Raw genomic sequence first — 18,199 nt, forward strand, 5'->3', positions numbered from 1 at the left:
ATTGCGCGAGCCGAGCCGCCATGGATGGCTATTTTTGCGTCTTTGCGATCGGACCTTGTCACCCGCGTCAGCACCTTATCAGGCCTTAAGTAAAAACGCGCGCAGCGGCGCGAAATCCGCCGGCATGGTGTGCGACAGCAGCGGCAGCCCGGCGCGGTCCGCCAGCTCCTGCGGCAGCGGCAGCGCCTGCCCCAGAATCGCTTCTACGCTCTCCTTAAACTTCGCCGGGTGCGCGGTGCCGAGGAACAGACCAAACTCCCCTTCCTGCAGCTGATCGCGCAGCAAGCGATAGGCGATGGCCGCGTGCGGCTCGGAGATATAGCCGATTTCCGCCAGCTCGCGCATTGTCGCTTCGGTGGTGTCGTCGCTGACCGCGCCGTAGGCGAGATCGGTTAAACGCCAGGTTTTGCGGCGGAACAGCTCCTCGACGCGCGGCCAGTTGTTCGGCTGGCTGACGTCCATGGCGTTTGACAGCGTGGCGACCGTGGCGTTGGGCGTCCAGCTGCCGCCCTGCAGAAAGCGCGGCACGGTGTCGTTGGCGTTGGTGGCGGCGATAAAACGCTTAATCGGCAGCCCCAGCGATTTTGCCAGCAGGCCGGCGGTGAGATCGCCGAAGTTGCCGCTCGGCACCGACACCACCAGCTGATTGCGTTTCTCCTGCGGCAGCTGCGCCACCGCTTCGAAGTAGTAGCAGATCTGCGCCAGCAGGCGGCTGATATTGATGGAGTTGGCGGAGTTCAGGCCGATCGCCTTTTTCAGCTCCTCGTCGTCAAACGCCTGTTTTACCAGCGCCTGACAGGCGTCGAAGTCGCCGTCGATGGCGATGGTTTCGATATTGCCGCCCAGCGTGCAGAACAGCTTCTCCTGCAGTGGACTGATTTTGCCCTGCGGATAGAGGATCACCACGCGCACGTTTTCCATGCCGTAAAAAGCGTGGGCCACCGCCGCGCCGGTGTCGCCGGAGGTAGCAGTCAGAATGGTGATCTGCTCGTCCGCGCCTGACACGTAGGAGAGCATCTGCGCCATAAAGCGGCCGCCAAAATCTTTAAACGCCAGCGTCGGGCCGTGAAACAGCTCCAGGCATGAGATATCGTCGCTCACCTTGGCCACCGGCGCCGGGAAGGCGAAGGCGGTTTTAACGCGCTCGGCCAGCTGGTGCGGCGCGATTTCGTCGCCGATATAGGCAGACAGAATTTTGCTGCTGCGGCTGACGAAATCCATCTCCAGCATCGCGTCGATGTCGGTCAGCTCGAATTCCGGCAGCTCCAGCGGGAAGAAGAGCCCCTGCTGCGATCCGAGGCCCTGTTTCACCGCCTGCGAAAAGCTCACCTGCTCGTTATGATCCTTAAGGTTGTAGAGTTTCATGCGTTATCCCAGTTTACGTGCGCCAGCCGTATCAAGGCGGCAAATATGGACGAAGCCTTCATCATTCTGCAGATAGTGCTGGCGCAGCCAGTCTGCCATCCGCTGCGCCGTTTCCATCTGATTGCAAACGGCGAAAAGCGTGGGGCCGGAGCCGGAAATGCCGCAGGCCAGCGCGCCGATATCCACGGCGGCCTGACGCGCTTCGGCAAAGCCCGGCAGCAGTCGGGTGCGGTAAGGCTCAGCAATCACATCCTGCATCAGTTTAGCGGCCAGCAACGGCTGGCGCGTGTGGCAGGCATGAATAAAGCCTGCCAGCAGGCGGCCATGCTTAATCACATCCTCTTTGCGATACTGCGCCGGCAGGATGGCGCGCGCTTCGGCGGTAGAGACCTTGATACCGGGATAGGCCATTACCCACAGCCAGTCGTCGAAGCCCGGCACCGGCTGGCTGATAACGCCGTTCTCTTCCAGCATCAGCTGAATGCCGCCGAGGAAGCACGGCGCGACGTTGTCATAGTGCACGCTGCCGGAAATGCGCCCTTCCAGCTCGCCCATCAGCGTCAGCAGCTGCGTATCGCTGAGCGGCCTGCCGCAAAACTCGTTCATCGCCATCAGGCCGGCCACCACCGAACAGGCGCTGGAGCCGAGGCCAGAGCCGATCGGCATATTTTTTTCCAGCGTCATCGCCACCGGCACCTCTTCGCCGATCGCCTCGCAAAAGCGCTGCCAGCACTGGTAAACGATATTCTCTTTGGGATCGTCCGGCAGCTTGCTGACAAAGCGTCCGCTGTTCTGCAGCGAAAAGCGCGGCGCCGCGTCTACCGAGACGCAGTCACCCAACAGCGTGCCGTCCACCGGCGACACCGCCGCGCCCAGCACATCAAAGCCGACGCTGACATTGCCAATCGAGGCCGGCGCGTAAATTTTTACCATCATCAAACTCCCAACTTCCACGACAGAGTGCGCAGCAGATCGGCGAAAACGCCCGCCGCCGTCACATCATTTCCCGCGCCGTATCCGCGCAGCACCAGCGGGATCGGCTGATAATAACGGCTGTAAAACGCCAGCGCGTTTTCGCCGTTTTTCACTTTATAGAGCGGATCGTTGCCGTCGACCGCGTCGATTTTCACTTTGCAGACGCCGCCCTCTTCAATCGCGCCGACGAAGCGTAACACTTTCCCCTCGTCGCGCGCGCTGGCAACGCGCGCGGCGAAGGCGTTATCCAGCTCCGGCAAACGCTGCATAAAGGTCTCGACGTCGGCGATTTGCGTCAGGCTGGCGGGCAGCAGCGGCTCGATCTCAATGTCGCCTAGCTCCAGCTGATGGCCCGCTTCGCGCGCCAGGATCAGCAGCTTGCGCGCCACATCCATGCCGGAGAGGTCGTCGCGCGGATCCGGCTCGGTAAAGCCCATCTCACGCGCCATCTTCGTCGCCTCAGAGAGCGACACCCCTTCATCCAGCTTGCCGAAAATAAAGGAGAGCGAGCCGGAGAGGATACCGGAGAATTTAATCAGCTCATCGCCGGCGTTCAGCAGGTTTTGCAGGTTTTCAATCACCGGCAGGCCCGCGCCAACGTTGGTGTCGTAGAGGAATTTGCGGCGCGACTTCGCGGCGGCGGCGCGCATCTGCTGGTAGTAGTTCCATGACGAGGTGTTGGCCTTTTTATTCGGCGTCACCACGTGGAAGCCGTCGCTGAGGAAGTCGGCGTAGCGATCGGCCACCGTCTGGCTGGAGGTACAGTCGACGATCACCGGGTTAAGCATATGGTATTCTTTTACCAGCCGGCTCAGACGGGCGGGGTCAAACGGCTCTTTTGCTTCGCTCAGCGCCGCTTTCCAGTTGCTCAGGTCGATGCCGTGCACGTTGGTCAGCAGCGCGCGCGAGTTGGCGATGCCGCAGACGCGCAGATCGATATGCTTCTGCTTCAGCCACGCCTGCTGGCGATAGAGCTGATCCAGCAGCGCGCCGCCGACGCCGCCGACGCCCACCACGAAGACCTCAATCACCTGATCGGTGGCGAACAGCATCTGGTGCACCACGCGCACGCCGGTGGTGGCGTCGTCGTTGCTGACCACCACCGAGATAGAGCGCTCAGAGGAGCCCTGGGCGATGGCGACGATATTGATATTGGCGCGCGCCAGCGCAGAGAAGAATTTGGCGGAGATGCCGCGCAGCGTGCGCATGCCGTCGCCAACCACCGAGATCACCGCCAGCTGCTCCATCACCTCCAGCGGATCGAGCAGGCCATCTTTCAGCTCCAGATAGAACTCCTCTTCCAGCACGCGGCGCGCGCGCGCCTGCTCATTCTGCGGCACGCAGAAGCTGATGCTGTATTCCGAGGAGGACTGGGTGATGAGCACCACGGAAATGCCGGTGCGCGACATCGCGGCGAACACGCGCGCCGCCATGCCGACCATGCCTTTCATGCCGGGGCCGGAGACGTTGAACATCGCCATGTTGTTAAGGTTGGTGATGCCTTTGACCGGATTCTCATCCTGCTCGCTTTCGCCGCCGATCAGCGTGCCGGGCGCCTGCGGGTTGGCGGTGTTTTTAATCAGGCACGGGATCTGGAACTGGGCGATAGGCGCGATGGTGCGCGGGTGCAGCACTTTGGCGCCGAAGTAGGAGAGTTCCATCGCCTCCTGATAGGACATCGACTTCAGCAGGCGCGCGTCGGGCACCTGGCGCGGATCGCAGGTATAGACGCCGTCGACATCGGTCCAGATTTCGCAGCAGTCGGCGCGCAGACAGGCGGCCAGCACCGCGGCGGAATAGTCCGAGCCGTTGCGGCCCAGCACCACCAGCTCGCCCTTCTCATTGCCTGCGGTAAAGCCGGCCATCAGGATCATGTTTTGCGGCGGGATCTGGCTGGCGGCGATGCGGCGCGTCGATTCGGCGATATCGACGGTCGATTCAAGATAGTGGCCGACGGCCAGCAGTTTCTCTACCGGATCGATCACCGTGACCTCATGACCGCGCGCCAGCAGCAGCGCCTCCATAATGGCGATAGAGAGCTTTTCGCCGCGGCAGATAATGGCGGCGTTGACGCTGTCCGGGCACTGACCTAGCAGGCTGATGCCGTGCAGCACCTGTTTCAGCTGCGCGAACTCCAGATCGACGCGGGTTTTCTGGCCGTCGTAGTCGAAGCCCGGCTGCGCCGCCGCCAGCCCCTGCAGCAGCTCGTCGAAAATACGCTCGGCGTCGCGGATGTTCGGCAGCGCGTCCTGGCCGCTGATGGTCTTCTCAATCATCGCCACCAGGTGGTTGGTGATCTTCGCTGGTGCAGAGAGTACGGTGGCAACCTGTCCCTGCTGCGCATTACTTTCCAGAATGTCAGCGACACGCAGAAAACGTTCCGCATTCGCTACCGAGGTCCCACCAAATTTCAGCACTCGCATGTTAAAGCTCTCCTGAATTTTTGCCGAAAAAAAAGCCCGCACTGTTTAGGTGCGGGCTTTTTCTTTTTTTTCCTGTATGCGTCAGCCCGCACCCTTACCGGTGGTAATGGTGGTGGTAATAATGGTGATGTTCAGGCTGGTTGAGTTACGCATTGAGATTTTTTCTGTCTGTCTTTTTAAGTCTGTCTGCCTTCCAGAAGTAAAGCAAAGCGCCGGTCAAGTCAACGAATTTGTCCGGCGGCGAATTTCTCGCCGCTGCGCACTGCTGCGTGCTGGCCAGGGGAATTCTTGCCGGATCGTTTGCCCGCTGCGGGCTTTGTACGATCAGCCGCTGCAAAAACCGCTTTTTCAGGAAGATTTATCTATAAGTTTTTTTTCTACGTCGTGCAGCAGCCGGTGCAGCATGGCGCTGTCGCGCTGCTCCAGCAGGCCGATACGCTGATCGATCCAGTCAGCCATCTTGCGATCGTCGCTGACCTCAAGCCGCTGCAGCAGGCGGTCGAAGCGCTGGCGCAGCGCATCCAGCTGCTGCGCGTCAGCCGGTGCGGCGGCGGGCGGCGCCACGCGATTGAGCGCGGCAAGCTGATAGCAGTAGACCATTACTGCCTGACCGAGGTTGAGCGAGGGATAATCCTGCGCCATCGGGATGCCGGTGAGCAGATCCACTAGATCCAGCTCTTCATTGGTCAGGCCGCTATCCTCGCGCCCGAAGACCAGCGCCATGCTGTTGACCCACTGCCGCTTCTCCAGCAGCTGCGTCTCGACCTGCTGCGGCGTGGCGTAGTAGCGGAACTTTGCGCGGCTGCGCGCGGTGGTCGCCACGGAGAAGTCGATATCCGCCAGCGCCTCCTGCAGCGTCGCACAGGTGCGCAGATTATCGAGGATCTCGCCAGCGCCGTGCGCCACGCGACGGGCGGCGGGATCCTGCCAGGCGTCGCTGGCGACAATGCGCAGCTCGCTAAAGCCCATGGTTTTCATGGCGCGCGCCGCTGCGCCGATATTTTCCGGCCGGGCGGGAGAAACCAGAATGAGGGGAAAACGCATCATTATTCCATCTGTGTTTAGAAATCGCGCCTTATAGTAACACGCGCCGCTACCAACGCCGGGATCCTGCCAGAACCGAAAAGAAGTTGTTAAGGATGTTAAATTTTAATAAATAACTTTATGCATCGGAAATGGGCGCCAACGCGGCATTAAAGCAAATTAAAACGTCAAAGATGTTTTTAATCAGGTTAATAGCGCCGGGCGCTGTGCAATTATCATTTGCGTATACATAATGTAAAAATGTAGCGAAATTGATATTTTTTGTGAGCTAAGCTGGCATTACAAGAGAAGTTTTTCACATAAGTGTTAACGTGCTACAATTGCATTTGATATAAGTCAACGAAGCGTTGTTTTTATGCTTATCGGTTGTTGTTGGTGCTGTTAGGTTGCTGTTAATACGGTTAGGATATGCGCCAAAAGATTCTCTCCTGGGGCAGGCAATATTCATTCTGACTGGCTGAGCTAACACTGTTGTTGACGTTGATAGATGGTGTATCAAGAACATAATTTCGTACAACGGTTAAGCGCCACTCACCGCGCTTTTTAGCGAGCCTGAATACCCGCGTACGCCCTGTTTTCGATTTGTTGGCAAATTTTAGGTAGCGAAACATGCAGACCCCACACATTCTTATCGTTGAAGACGAACTGGTCACGCGTAACACCCTCAAAAGTATTTTTGAGGCGGAAGGTTATGTCGTCTATGAGGCAACCGACGGCGCTGAAATGCATCAGGTGCTCACCGACAATGATGTTAACCTAGTGATCATGGACATTAACCTGCCGGGCAAAAACGGCCTGTTACTGGCGCGCGAACTGCGCGAGCAGGCGAACGTGGCGCTGATGTTCCTGACCGGTCGTGATAATGAAGTGGACAAGATCCTTGGTCTGGAGATCGGCGCCGATGACTACATCACCAAGCCGTTCAATCCGCGCGAGCTGACCATCCGTGCGCGCAATCTGCTGTCGCGCACCATGAATCTGGCGATGCCGAGCGAAGAGCGCCGCCAGGTGGAAAGCTACAAGTTCAACGGCTGGGAGCTGGATATCAACAGCCGTTCGCTGATCAGCCCCAACGGCGATCAGTACAAGCTGCCGCGCAGCGAGTTTCGCGCCATGCTGCACTTCTGCGAGAACCCCGGCAAAATCCAGACCCGCGCCGACCTGCTGAAGAAGATGACCGGCCGCGAGCTGAAGCCGCACGACCGCACCGTCGACGTCACTATTCGCCGCATCCGTAAGCATTTTGAGTCGACGCCGGACACGCCGGAAATCATCGCCACCATTCACGGCGAAGGCTACCGCTTCTGCGGCGATCTGCAGGAATAAAAAACCTGCTGGAATCGAGGGTTGGCTGACACGGTGCCAGCGCGGGTAAGACGGCCCGATCGCAAAGACGCAAAAAGCGGCATCCCTGCCAGCTCGGTCCGTCTCACCCGCCTGCGAGCTTTAGCCGCCGTCAGTAAAAACGCCCCGAAGGGCGTTTTTTTATTCCCGCCACGGCATAATAGGCACCGCGCTCAGCGCATTCTTCGGCGATCCCTCCACCACCCTGTCAGAGTAGCTCAGATAGATCAGCGCATGGCGCTTCTGATCGAAGAAACGCACCACCTGCAGCTTTTTAAACACCAGCGAAGTGCGCTTCTTAAACACTACTTCGCCCTGCGCTTTGCCGTTGGCGATGGCGTCGCTGAGCGTCACCGGCCCCACCTGCTGACAGGAGATCGCCGCGTCGGCGGTATCCTCAGCCAGCCCTAAGCCGCCCTTGATGCCGCCGGTTTTCGCCCGGCTGATATAACAGGTTACATTTTTTACGTCGGGATCGTCGAAGGCTTCCACCACGATCTTATGGTCAGGCCCGAACATCTTGAATACCGTATCTACCGAGCCGATCTCCTCGGCCAGAACCGGTGACGCCAGCAGCAGCGTGGCGAGTGAAGCAGCGAAAAAGCGAGATATTGTCATAGCGTTACCATTGCAAACCTAATAGACGAGCATGTAATGTACTGGCAATTGTCCGCGTTGACCAAACCAGAACCGGTTTTATCCCACATTGACATGGCACAATCTCCCAACAAAACTGCCCACGCCTGATGTGCAATTAGTGCTATTATTCGGCGACCGCGTTAGCCGCGCCCCAGAGAGTATGAGGATGTTTTATGGACCAAGCCGGTATCATTCGAGATTTGCTTGTCTGGCTGGAGAGCCATCTGGATCAGCCCCTTTCACTAGACAATGTTGCCCTGAAAGCGGGTTACTCTAAATGGCATCTGCAGCGGATGTTCAAGGATGTGACAGGCCATGCCATCGGCGCCTATATCCGCGCGCGTCGCCTGTCGAAAGCGGCCGTGGCGCTGCGTCTGACCAGCCGCCCGATTCTGGATATCGCGCTACAGTACCGTTTTGACTCCCAGCAGACCTTTACCCGCGCCTTTAAAAAGCAGTTTAACCAGACGCCCGCGTGGTATCGCCGCTCATCAGAATGGAACTCGTTCGGCATTCGTCCGCCGATTCGCCTCGACGACAACAGCATGCCGGAGTCGACCTTCGTCACCCTGCCGGAAACCGTGCTGGTCGGACAAACGCAAACCTACAGCTGCACGCTGGAGCAGATCTCCAGCTACCGCGACGAAATGCGCATTCATTTCTGGAAGCAGTTCCTGCTGGAAACTGACACCGTGCCGCCGGTGCTCTACGGCCTGCATCAGGTGCGCGCCAGCCAGGAGAAAGATGACGAGCAGGAGATCCTCTACACCACCGCCGTGCCGTCTGACCAGGCAGTCAACCTGCACTCCGGCCAGAGCGTGCTGCTGGAAGCGGGTGACTATGTGCAGTTCACCTACAACGGCCCGCGCAACGAACTACAGGAATTTATCCTGCTGCTCTACGGCACCTGTATGCCGACGCTCGGCCTGACGCGCCGTCAGGGCCAGGATATCGAGCGCTTCTATACCCACGGCGGCAAAAAACGCCCCGAGCCGCCGAAAGAGATCCGCTGCGAATATCTCATCCCGATCCGTCGCCAGCAGGCGAGCTAATAACGATGCCGTCATCACGACGGCATTTTTATTAGCGCTGCAGCTCATCCAGCGCCGGCGCGTCCAGATGCGACACGTCGCCCGCCGTTTCCACCACCCAGCCTTCCGCCAGCCAGGCGCTGCGCTGATGATCGACGCGCGAAATCGAGCAGTTGCGCAGCCGCAGCCGACGCTCCGCATGGGCCGGCAATCCGAGAATCGTGCTGATCAAAACGCCCAGCGCCATACCGTGACTCACCAGCAGCGGACGGCTGCCGGCGGGCAGCGCCAGGCAGGCGTTCAGCGCCGCGTGCATGCGCGCCGCCATCTCCGCCATCGATTCGCCCTGCGGGATACGGCCGTCCTCGGTGCCGTCCACCAGCGTGCTGCGCCAGCGCTCCTCTTCCTCGGTTAGCCCGTCCAGCGGACGCTTCTCCAGCACGCCCATATTCAGCTCGCGCAGGCGCGGCTCCAGCGTCACCGTACAGCCGCAGGCGTCGGCGATAATCTCGGCGGTGCGCTGCGTGCGGCCCAGATCGCTGGCGATAACATGGGTAATGCCAAGATGTTTTACGCGCTCGCCCACCTGATGGGCCTGTTGCTCTCCTTTCTCCGTCAGCGGACTGTCGGATTGTCCCTGAATGCGGCGCTCCGCATTCCATACCGTTTCACCGTGACGAACAAGATAGACCTGTAGCATGCTGAGTTTCCGTTATACTGCGACAAATTTGCCTAAAGGGTTCAATAGATTATGTACCAGGTTATCGCAGCCACCATCAATCCGGCAAAAATTCGCGCAATTTCTCAGGCGTTCAGCGACGTTTTCGGCGAAGGATCCTGCCATATTCGCGGGGTCGAGGTCGATAGCGGCGTGGCGGCGCAGCCGCTGAGCGATGCGGAAACGCGAACCGGCGCACGCCAGCGCGTCGCCAATGCGCGTCGGGCGGAACCGGCAGCGGACTTCTGGGTGGCGATTGAGGCCGGTATCGAGGCGGAGTGCGCCTTTGCCTGGATGGTGGTGGAAAACGCAGAGCAACGCGGCGAGTCGCGATCCGCCAGCTTTACGCTGCCGCCAGTGGTGCTGGAGGGCCTACGCGCCGGACGCGAACTGGGCGAGGAGATGGCCCGTCTCACCGGCGTGGAGAATATCAAACAGAAAGGCGGCGCTATCGGCGCTTTTACGCAGGGACGGCTGACGCGCTCCAGCGTCTATCATCAGGCGCTGATCCTGGCGCTCTGCCCTTTTACTCATCCGCTTTATCAGCGTTAAGGTCGGCGCGTCCCAGACGCGCTTCCAGCCAGCGTCGCAGCTCGGGCGGCGCCTCTTTCAGGCTGTTGGAGCCGCGCGTAATGGTAGCAATGCCGACGCCCAGCTCGTTTTTCAGCTCGCGCTGGCTCATAACGCCGCTCATCAGCTCTTCGACGATGCGCAGGCGCGTGCCGAGCGCCTCGCGCTCATCCGGCGTCAGCATCAGCTGCAGTAACGGCAGCGCCACGTCATCGGCGTAGGCCTGCTGCATCAGCGCGATAAAGCGTCGCCAGTTATCTTCAGAAAGGGAATTTTGCGCCGACCGGGCGGGAGATTGCGTCATCAACAGGCTTCCGTACTCACTAACGAGTACGGAAGCATAGCACAGCTAGTAACGGCGATTCCACTCGCTGTCTGACAGGATCTTGTCCGGCTCGCCCATAAAGTGGCGATAGTAGGCGTCATAGGCCAGCACGTTTTTCACGTAGCCGCGCGTTTCCGAGAAGGGAATGGTTTCGATAAAGGCGACCGCGTCGAGATTGCCCGCGCTGACGTTCTGCCAGCTGCGCACGCGTCCCGGTCCCGCATTATAGGCGGCGGAAGCGAAAATGCGGTTTTGCCCGAACTGCTGGTAAACATACTCCAGATACTGGGTGCCGATCTGGATATTGGTCTGCGGATCCAGCAGCTGGCTGCTGTTCACATAGCCGGGAATGTTGTACATCTTCACGGTATGCGCCGCCGTCGCCGGCATCACCTGCATCAGGCCGCTGGCGCCCACCGGCGAACGCGCTTTCGGGTTCCAGGCGCTCTCCTGGCGCGAAATCGCCATGGCGTAGCTCGGGGCGATGCCTTTGTCGCGGGTATTGCTCTTATAGAAGCTCTCCCACGCCAGCGGGAAGCGCTCTTTCAGGCTGTCCCACATCTTCGCCGTAATGGTCGCCTGCACGCTGAGATCCCACCAGTCCTGCTCGTTGGCGTAGCGCGCCAGCATCTGCTGCTGAACATGGCTCTTGCTGGAGATAAGGTTGGCCCACTCGCTGCGCGCCAGGTTGTCCAGCCCCCAGAACATCAGCTCGCGCACCCGCGCCAGCTCCGGCCCCTGCACCGTCGCGCTGTCTGGCTTCGGCGCTTCGTCGATCTGTATCGGGTATTTTTCGCCGAGCCGCTGCGCCGCCACCATCGGATAGAAGCCGCGCGCCTGCATCAGCTTGTGCAGGATCTCGTCCGCTTCCTCTTTACGGCCCTGGGAATAGAGCAGATCCGCCTGCCAGTATTGCCACTCGTCTTTCTCTTTCGCCTCAAGCGGCAGCCGCGCGATCCAGGTATTGAGGCCGCGACGGTCGTGCTGCGAGAGCGCCAGCCGCACGCGGCGTTCGATCAGCGCCGTCGACTGGCTGTTCATCACCACGCCGTCGCGCCAGCGCGCCTGCTCCGACGTCAGATCGCTGCCCATCATGCGCCAGACCACGATCTCTTTCAGCGCCTGCTCGTCGTCCGCCTCCATTTTCTGCGCCCGCACCAGCAGCGGGATCATGCTGCGCGCGTTCTCCATATCGGCGCGCGCCACGCGGGTAAAGGCGTAAATCGTCGCCTGACGGGTAAAGTCGGTCGGCCCGACGGACTGGGCGAAGCTCACCACCGTCTGCGGATCGTTCTGCAGCATCAGCACGCCGTTGGCGATGGTCTGATAATCTTCCGGCAGGGTTTTCGCCAGGAAACTCACCAGGCTGTCGTTGCCCGCTTTCATCGCCAGCCGGATGCGCTCCAGCACGGTAATCGGCGACATCTGGCCGGAGGATTGCCAGACAGAGAAGAGTCGGTCGCAGTCGTTCGGCAGTGCGGTGCCGCGCAGCCAGATCTCTTTCGCGCCGGCAAACGCCTGCTGCTGCGCGCCGGTCGCCCATTTGGCGTAGAGCCAGTTGCAGCGCGCCTGCACCGGGGTTGGCGCTTCTGGGCTAAAGCTCAGAATGCCCTGCCAGTCCTCGCGGTGCGCCAGCACGTTGACGAAGCGGGTTTTCAGGGAGCGCGCCGGCGGCAGCGTCGGGTATTGCTGAATAAAGTTTTTAATGGCGAGCGGCGTTTCCTGATCGAGATCCTGCGCCAGCAGGCGGTACTGCAGATAGGGATAAAGCGGATAGTCCTGCAGCGTCGGCAGCAGCTGCTCCACCGTCGCCATCTGATTGCTGTCCCATGCCTGCTTAATCTGTTGATATCGCTCTCGCTGCTGATCCAGCGAGTCGGCCCACGCGCTGCCAGCCGTTGCGGCCAGGCAGATCCCTGCTATCCAGTTACGCCACTTCTCCACGAAAATCTCCTCTGTTGCTGCTCTCCGGCTGCGTGCCAGGCATTCTTCATGCTAACCAGGGGAACCGGCTCTTGCCATGTTCTTCACAAAATTTACGCAGCGCGTAGCAGATAACCAGCAGGTCAGGGGCGCCTGGCTGACAATAGCAGCCTGAAGACGAGGTTTACGGGACGATCCTGTTACAGTTAAGATTGCGTGTCTGAAGACGCAACTTATTAAAAAAGTCCAGTTTATCACCTTGTAATGATGCTCAGATGCGGTCGCTGGCTGCGCACCGTTTTCGCTACCAACCACAACAGAGACGTCTATGGAAACCCGGCGCGACGAACGCATTCAGAAACTGACCCTGGCGTTAAAACGCACCGATAAGCTGCATCTGAAAGACGCCGCGCAGCTGCTGGGCGTCTCGGAGATGACCATCCGCCGCGATCTCAGCGAACCCGCCTCTGCGGTGGTGCTGCTGGGCGGCTACATCGTCAGCGATCCAAAAAGCCATGTCGGGCACTACTTCGTGTCGGATCAGCACGGCCAGAACGCCGCGAGAAAGCAGCGTCTGGCGCAGGCTGCCGCCAGCCTGATCGGCGAGAACGATACGGTATTTTTCGACTGCGGCACCACCATTCCCTATATCGTGGACGCGCTGCCGGACGACCTGCCCTTCACCGCCATCTGCTGCGCCATGAACACCTTTCTGGCGCTGAAAGAGAAAGCGGCCTGCAACGTCATCCTGAGCGGCGGCGAATTTCATGCCGACAACGCGCTTTTTACCCCGGTCGGCGCCCATTCGATTCTCGACGATCTCTGTCCGACGCTGGCCTTTATCTCGGCGGCGGGCATCGACAGCGAACAGGGCGCCACCTGCTACAACCTGAACGAGCTGGCGATGAAGCATCACGCCATGCTGCGATCGCGCCAGCGCGTGCTGGTGGCGGACAGCAGCAAATTCGGCAAGGTGTTGCCCGCGCGCATCGCCGAGCTGCGCCGCTTCGACCTGCTGGTCAGCGACAGCGCGCCGGAGCCCGCGCTGGCGGCGTGGCTGGCGCAGCAGTCGCTGCCGCTGCGGCTGCCTGACTCCGCCTGACCTCGTCCGCAATTATCCCGGCGCGCGGCTGGGATTAGCCAGGCAAAAAGGCTAAACTTCGTCACTAATTCACCCACCAGAATCAGAGGCTCATAACAACGTGGCTCAATTCGTCTATAGCATGCATCGCGTCGGTAAAGTGGTACCGCCGAAGCGTCATATTCTGAAGAACATCTCCCTCAGCTTTTTCCCGGGCGCGAAAATCGGCGTGCTCGGCCTGAACGGCGCAGGTAAATCCACGCTGCTGCGCATTATGGCGGGCATCGATAAAGATATCGAAGGGGAAGCGCGTCCGCAGCCAGGCATCAAAGTCGGCTACCTGCCGCAGGAGCCGAAGCTCAACCCGGAACAGACGGTGCGCGAATCGATCGAAGAAGCGGTTTCCGACGTGGTCGGCGCGCTAAAGCGTCTCGACGAGGTTTACGCGCTCTACGCCGAGCCGGACGCCGACTTCGACAAGCTGGCGGCCGAACAGGGTCGTCTGGAAGAGGTGATTCAGGCGCACGACGGCCATAACCTTGAAACGCAGCTGGAGCGCGCCGCCGACGCAATGCGTCTGCCGGACTGGGACGCGCTGATCGGCAACCTCTCCGGCGGCGAGCGTCGCCGCGTGGCGATGTGCCGTCTGCTGCTGGAAAAACCGGACATGCTGCTGCTGGACGAACCGACCAACCACCTGGACGCCGAGTCCGTGGCCTGGCTGGAGCGCTTCCTGCACGAGTTCGAAGGCACCGTGGTGGCGATTACCCACGACCGCTACTTCCTCGACAACGTGGCGGGCTGGATCCTGGAGCTGGACCGCGGCGAAGGCATTCCGTGGGAAGGCAACTACTCCTCCTGGCTGGAGCAGAAAGATCAGCGTCTGGCGCAGGAAGCCTCGGCCGAAGCGGCACGTCGCAAATCGATCGAGAAAGAGCTGGAGTGGGTGCGTCAGGGCGCGAAAGGCCGTCAGTCTAAAGGCAAGGCGCGTCTGGCCCGCTTTGAGGAGCTGAACAGCACCGAATATCAGAAGCGCAACGAGACCAGCGAACTCTTTATTCCGCCGGGTCCGCGCCTGGGCGATAAAGTGGTCGAGGTGAAAAACCTGACCAAATCCTACGGCGACCGCGTGCTGATTGACGATCTCTCTTTCTCGGTGCCGAAAGGCGCTATCGTCGGCATTATCGGTCCTAACGGCGCGGGTAAATCGACCCTGTTCCGCATGATGACCGGCCAGGAGCAGCCCGATTCCGGCAGCATCGAGCTGGGCGAAACCGTTAAGCTGGCGTCGGTCGATCAGTTCCGCGACGCGATGGATAACTCGAAAACCGTCTGGGAAGAGGTTTCTGGCGGGCTGGACACCATGCGCATCGGCACCTTTGAGATGCCGAGCCGCGCCTACGTCGGCCGCTTTAACTTCAAAGGCACTGACCAGGGCAAACGCGTCGGCGAACTCTCCGGCGGCGAGCGCGGTCGTCTGCACCTGGCGAAGCTGCTGCAGGTTGGCGGCAACCTGCTGCTGCTTGACGAACCCACCAACGACCTGGACATCGAAACCCTGCGCGCGCTGGAAAACGCCCTGCTGGAGTTCCCGGGCTGTGCCATGGTGATCTCGCACGACCGCTGGTTCCTCGACCGCATCGCCACCCACATCCTCGACTACCAGGATGAAGGCAAGGTGGAGTTCTTCGAGGGCAACTTCAGCGAGTACGAAGAGTACAAAAAACGCACCCTTGGCGCCGAGGCGCTGGAGCCGAAGCGTATCAAGTACAAGCGTATTGCCAAGTAAGCCAAAAGGCGGCAGCGATGCCGCCTTTTCTCTTTTCTGTGACTCCCTGCGCCTTTCTCTGTCGTTTCGCCCAATTCTTCCTGCTAATCCGCCGTTAACCCTGGGCTGCTGCCTGATGTGACGCGCGGGCGCGCTTTTTATACTCGCTGATGATCTGACCCGACTCACCTTACCGTTCCGGCAGGCTGTAACAATAATTCACGCCGGAGGTCATCTTACGAGGTCTATGGCATGAAAATAGCGTCAATCGACGTCACGCGTATCGCAATTCCCTTTGACGCGCAGCGGCGCGCGCCCGAACGCCAGGAAACCACCTTTAACGCCGCCTCGCCGTCGCTGCGCCGCATGGAGACCCTGCTGGTGAAAATCACCTGCGACAACGGCCTGTGCGGCTGGGGCGAGGCGTTCGGCCATCTGGCCAACCCGGTAACCGAACAGGCGCTGTGCACCCTGATCGCACCGCTTTTCGTCGGCGCCACCCTGCCCGACTCGCCACAGGCGATAGCGCAGCAGATGCAGCGGGCGGAAAAAGCGCTGCACGCCTTTGGCCGCAGCGGTCCGGTGCGCTACGCGCTCTCGGCGATCGATATCGCCCTGTGGGACGCGCTCGGCCAGCAGCGCCAGCAGCCGCTCTGGCAGCTGCTCGGCGCCACGCGCCAGCGCATCGAGCGCTACGCCAGCCTGGTAGGCTACGACAACGATCCCGTCGCCGTCGCCGCGCAGGTGAAACGCGCCTGGGACGAGGGCTTTACCACGCTGAAACTGCATGAAACCACCGTCGAGGCGATAGCGGCGGCCCGCGCCGCGCTGCCGCCGCAGGCGGAGCTGCTGGTCGACGTCAACTGTCCCTGGACGCGCCAGGAGGCGGCGCAGCAGGCGCATGAGCTGCGGGCGCTGAATCTCGGCTGGCTGGAAGAGCCGATCTGGCCGCCGGACGACTATCAGGGGCTGGCGCAGTTAAAACGCGTCGGCGTGCCGCTGGCGGCGGGCGAAAACGTCGACGGCGACCAGGGCTTTATCAACCTGCTGGAGAACGGCGCGGTGGACGTGGCGCAGCCTAGCGTGGCGAAAGTGGGCGGCATCAGCGCCGCGCGCCGCGTCTTCGCCATGGCGCAGCAGTATCGCGTGCGCGTGGTGCCGCACTGCTTCTACTACGGCGCCGGCATGCTGGCGACCGCGCACCTGGTGGCGCTGCTGCCCAACGACGTCAAAATGGAGGTGCCCTGGATCGCCTTTGAAGCCCCCCTCTATCCCGACCTGCCGCGCGACGTCGCCTTTACCCTCTCCTCGCGTCCCGGCCTCGGCTACGCGCCGGATGAGGAGGTGCTGCGCCACTACCGTCTCTCCCTGAGCCAGATCACCGATAAAGGAGTCCGCCGCTATGCGTAAAAACTATCGCGTGGTGATTGCGCTGCTGCTGTTCTTCGCCGGCATGCTCAACTATCTCGACCGCGCCGCCCTGTCGGTGATGGCGCCGCTGATTAAAAGCGATCTGCATATCAACGACGCCGAAATGGGCATCTTGTTTAGCTGCTTCTTTATCGGCTACTGCGCCTTCTGCTTTCTCGGCGGCTGGGCGGCGGACCGCTTCGGGCCGCGCCGCGTCTACGCCTGGGCGGCGGGTGTCTGGTCGCTGTTTTGCGGTGCCACCGCGCTGGTCACCGGCTTCGCCCATCTGCTGATTGTGCGCATGCTGTTTGGCATCGGCGAAGGGCCGATGGGCACCACCACCAATAAGTCGATCGCCAACTGGTTTCCGAAAAATGAGACGGGACGCGCGGTCGGCTTTACCAACGCCGGCCAGCCGCTGGGCGCGGCGATCGCAGCGCCGGTGGTCGGTCTGGTGGGACTGCACTACGGCTGGCGCATCGCCTTTGTGGTTATCGCCTTACTGGGCTTTATCTGGGTGGCGTGCTGGCTGTGGCTGTTTCGCGACAAGCCGGAAGATCATCCGCGCGTCGGCGCCGCCGAGCGCGAGCTGATCGGCCGCCATCGCCCGGCGACGCAGGCGGCGGTCACGCCGCAGCAGGACCGCCACTCGCTGTGGCGCTACGTCTTTTCGCTGCCGGTGCTCGGCGTGGCGAGCGCCTTTTTCTGCTTCAATTACATCCAGTACTTTTTTCTCTCCTGGCTGCCGAGCTACCTCACCGACTTTCAGCATCTGGACATTAAGAGCATGAGCATTATCGGCGTGCTGCCATGGCTGGGCGCGACGGTCGGCTTCCTCGGCGGCGGCATCGTCTCTGATATGCTGTTTCGCCGCACTCAGAACTTTCTGCTGTCGCGCAAGCTGGTGATCTTCGTCGGGCTGGCGGTCGCCGCGCTCTGCGTGCTGTTAACGGCGTGGAGCAAGGATGTGGTGAGTGCGGTCGCCTTGATTACGCTGGCCAGCGTGTTCGCCTATATGACGCCGCAGGCGTGCTGGTCGCTGCTGCAGGATATCGTGCCGGCGGGACGCATCGGCACCGCAGGCGGCTTTGTTCACCTGCTGGCGAATCTGGCGGGGATTTTGTCGCCGGGTATCACCGGCTTTTTGATCCAGTATGGCGGCGGCTACCATACGGCGTTTTTGCTTGCGAGCGCGCTGGCGCTGGCCGGTATGCTGCTATTGGCGCTGCTGGTGCGGCAAAAAGGGGTCAACACGCTGCGCGCGCTGGCGACAAGCTGAATAAAACGGGGGCGCTGCCCCTAATGCTTGTCAGTTAAGCCCAGGTCCAGATAAGGCCGCTATTTTCTCTAAGCAGAGGAGGCGCGGTGGCCTCAGACAGAGTGCCCTTTGCAGCAGGAAAAACGCCGCCGTCCTTTTCCAGCAGCGCACACGGAGGCTGACCAGCAGGCTGGGGCCGATCAGAGGCGGGCATTTCGCAGCGCTGAACAGAGTGAGTCTGCCAGGAGAGCCCGCATGGATGCGGGCGAAAGGTGGGGCTGGAACAGGGAGGTTCCATCCCCACCGGTCCGTCAGGCAGACGAAT

16 protein-coding genes and 1 other annotated feature are annotated in these 18,199 nt (G+C 60.8%); of the genes, 7 read left to right on the forward strand and 9 right to left on the reverse strand.

Translation table 11 applies throughout. The features are described from left to right. Nucleotides 1–78 precede the first annotated feature (78 nt). The 5 genes from thrC to B2J69_RS09640 form a co-directional block, all read right to left on the reverse strand. The gene (gene thrC / locus B2J69_RS09625) at nucleotides 79–1,365 is read right to left on the reverse strand and encodes a threonine synthase (RefSeq protein WP_081138731.1); all 1,287 of its coding nucleotides are present in this window, start codon (nucleotides 1,363–1,365) and stop codon (nucleotides 79–81) included. A gap of 3 nt (nucleotides 1,366–1,368) precedes the next feature. Beyond that, nucleotides 1,369–2,298 carry a homoserine kinase gene (gene thrB / locus B2J69_RS09630; protein WP_081138785.1) on the reverse strand — a complete coding sequence of 310 codons (930 nt, stop codon included), beginning with the start codon at nucleotides 2,296–2,298 and terminating at the stop codon, nucleotides 1,369–1,371. Between the two features lie 2 nt (nucleotides 2,299–2,300). Then, nucleotides 2,301–4,763 (reverse strand): bifunctional aspartate kinase/homoserine dehydrogenase I, encoded by a 2,463-nt coding sequence (gene thrA / locus B2J69_RS09635; protein WP_081138782.1) that lies wholly within the window; start codon nucleotides 4,761–4,763, stop codon nucleotides 2,301–2,303. Nucleotides 4,764–4,788: 25 nt separating this feature from the next. Continuing rightward, nucleotides 4,789–4,906, reverse strand: a sequence feature (Thr leader region). Further along, entirely contained in the window at nucleotides 4,845–4,916 is a 72-nt protein-coding gene (gene thrL / locus B2J69_RS24525; RefSeq protein ID WP_127908399.1) for a thr operon leader peptide, read from the reverse strand. (Overlaps the previous feature by 62 nt.) 195 nt (nucleotides 4,917–5,111) lie before the next feature. Further along, nucleotides 5,112–5,807 carry a tRNA/rRNA methyltransferase gene (locus B2J69_RS09640; protein WP_081138734.1) on the reverse strand — a complete coding sequence of 232 codons (696 nt, stop codon included), beginning with the start codon at nucleotides 5,805–5,807 and terminating at the stop codon, nucleotides 5,112–5,114. A gap of 609 nt (nucleotides 5,808–6,416) precedes the next feature. Between B2J69_RS09640 and arcA the strand changes: the two genes are divergently transcribed. Next, complete coding sequence (gene arcA, locus B2J69_RS09645) at nucleotides 6,417–7,133, forward strand: two-component system response regulator ArcA (RefSeq protein ID WP_081138737.1); 717 nt, start codon at nucleotides 6,417–6,419, stop codon at nucleotides 7,131–7,133. 159 nt (nucleotides 7,134–7,292) lie between these two features. Here the strand turns inward: arcA and creA are convergent, their stop codons facing one another. Beyond that, nucleotides 7,293–7,769, reverse strand: a complete 477-nt coding sequence (gene creA, locus B2J69_RS09650; protein ID WP_081138740.1) for a protein CreA — start codon at nucleotides 7,767–7,769, stop codon at nucleotides 7,293–7,295. A 194-nt stretch (nucleotides 7,770–7,963) separates the two neighbouring features. Here creA and robA point away from each other — a divergent pair, with 194 nt between their 5' ends. After that, nucleotides 7,964–8,842, forward strand: a complete 879-nt coding sequence (gene robA / locus B2J69_RS09655) for an MDR efflux pump AcrAB transcriptional activator RobA (protein WP_033749410.1) — start codon at nucleotides 7,964–7,966, stop codon at nucleotides 8,840–8,842. Between the two features lie 31 nt (nucleotides 8,843–8,873). Here robA and gpmB read toward each other — a convergent pair whose 3' ends face one another. Continuing rightward, nucleotides 8,874–9,521, reverse strand: a complete 648-nt coding sequence (gpmB, locus tag B2J69_RS09660; protein WP_081138743.1) for a 2,3-diphosphoglycerate-dependent phosphoglycerate mutase GpmB — start codon at nucleotides 9,519–9,521, stop codon at nucleotides 8,874–8,876. A 51-nt stretch (nucleotides 9,522–9,572) separates the two neighbouring features. Here gpmB and yjjX point away from each other — a divergent pair, with 51 nt between their 5' ends. Then, complete coding sequence (yjjX, locus tag B2J69_RS09665) at nucleotides 9,573–10,091, forward strand: inosine/xanthosine triphosphatase (RefSeq protein WP_081138746.1); 519 nt, start codon at nucleotides 9,573–9,575, stop codon at nucleotides 10,089–10,091. On the opposite strand, the gene trpR is transcribed toward yjjX, so the two are convergent. Together trpR and sltY are read right to left on the reverse strand one after the other, a co-directional pair. Then, the gene (gene trpR, locus B2J69_RS09670; protein WP_081138749.1) at nucleotides 10,066–10,413 is read right to left on the reverse strand and encodes a trp operon repressor; all 348 of its coding nucleotides are present in this window, start codon (nucleotides 10,411–10,413) and stop codon (nucleotides 10,066–10,068) included. The genes yjjX and trpR overlap by 26 nt on opposite strands. Before the next feature lie 45 nt (nucleotides 10,414–10,458). Next, nucleotides 10,459–12,378, reverse strand: a complete 1,920-nt coding sequence (gene sltY, locus B2J69_RS09675) for a murein transglycosylase (protein WP_081138752.1) — start codon at nucleotides 12,376–12,378, stop codon at nucleotides 10,459–10,461. Between the two features lie 307 nt (nucleotides 12,379–12,685). Here sltY and deoR point away from each other — a divergent pair, with 307 nt between their 5' ends. The 4 genes from deoR (at nucleotide 12,686) to B2J69_RS09695 (ending at nucleotide 17,895) form a co-directional block, all read left to right on the forward strand. After that, nucleotides 12,686–13,459, forward strand: coding sequence for a DNA-binding transcriptional repressor DeoR (gene deoR, locus B2J69_RS09680; protein ID WP_081138755.1), 774 nt, complete (start codon nucleotides 12,686–12,688; stop codon nucleotides 13,457–13,459). A 100-nt stretch (nucleotides 13,460–13,559) separates the two neighbouring features. After that, nucleotides 13,560–15,227 (forward strand): energy-dependent translational throttle protein EttA, encoded by a 1,668-nt coding sequence (ettA, locus tag B2J69_RS09685; protein WP_081138758.1) that lies wholly within the window; start codon nucleotides 13,560–13,562, stop codon nucleotides 15,225–15,227. 231 nt (nucleotides 15,228–15,458) lie between these two features. Then, on the forward strand, nucleotides 15,459–16,616 hold the full coding sequence (locus B2J69_RS09690; protein ID WP_081138761.1) for a mandelate racemase/muconate lactonizing enzyme family protein: 1,158 nt from the start codon (nucleotides 15,459–15,461) through the stop codon (nucleotides 16,614–16,616). After that, nucleotides 16,609–17,895, forward strand: coding sequence for an MFS transporter (locus B2J69_RS09695; protein WP_081138764.1), 1,287 nt, complete (start codon nucleotides 16,609–16,611; stop codon nucleotides 17,893–17,895). Before B2J69_RS09690 ends, B2J69_RS09695 begins: the two co-directional genes overlap by 8 nt. The last annotated feature ends 304 nt before the right edge of the window (nucleotides 17,896–18,199 follow it).

The organism is Pantoea latae (assembly GCF_002077695.1).
GTDB lineage: Bacteria > Pseudomonadota > Gammaproteobacteria > Enterobacterales > Enterobacteriaceae > Pantoea > Pantoea latae.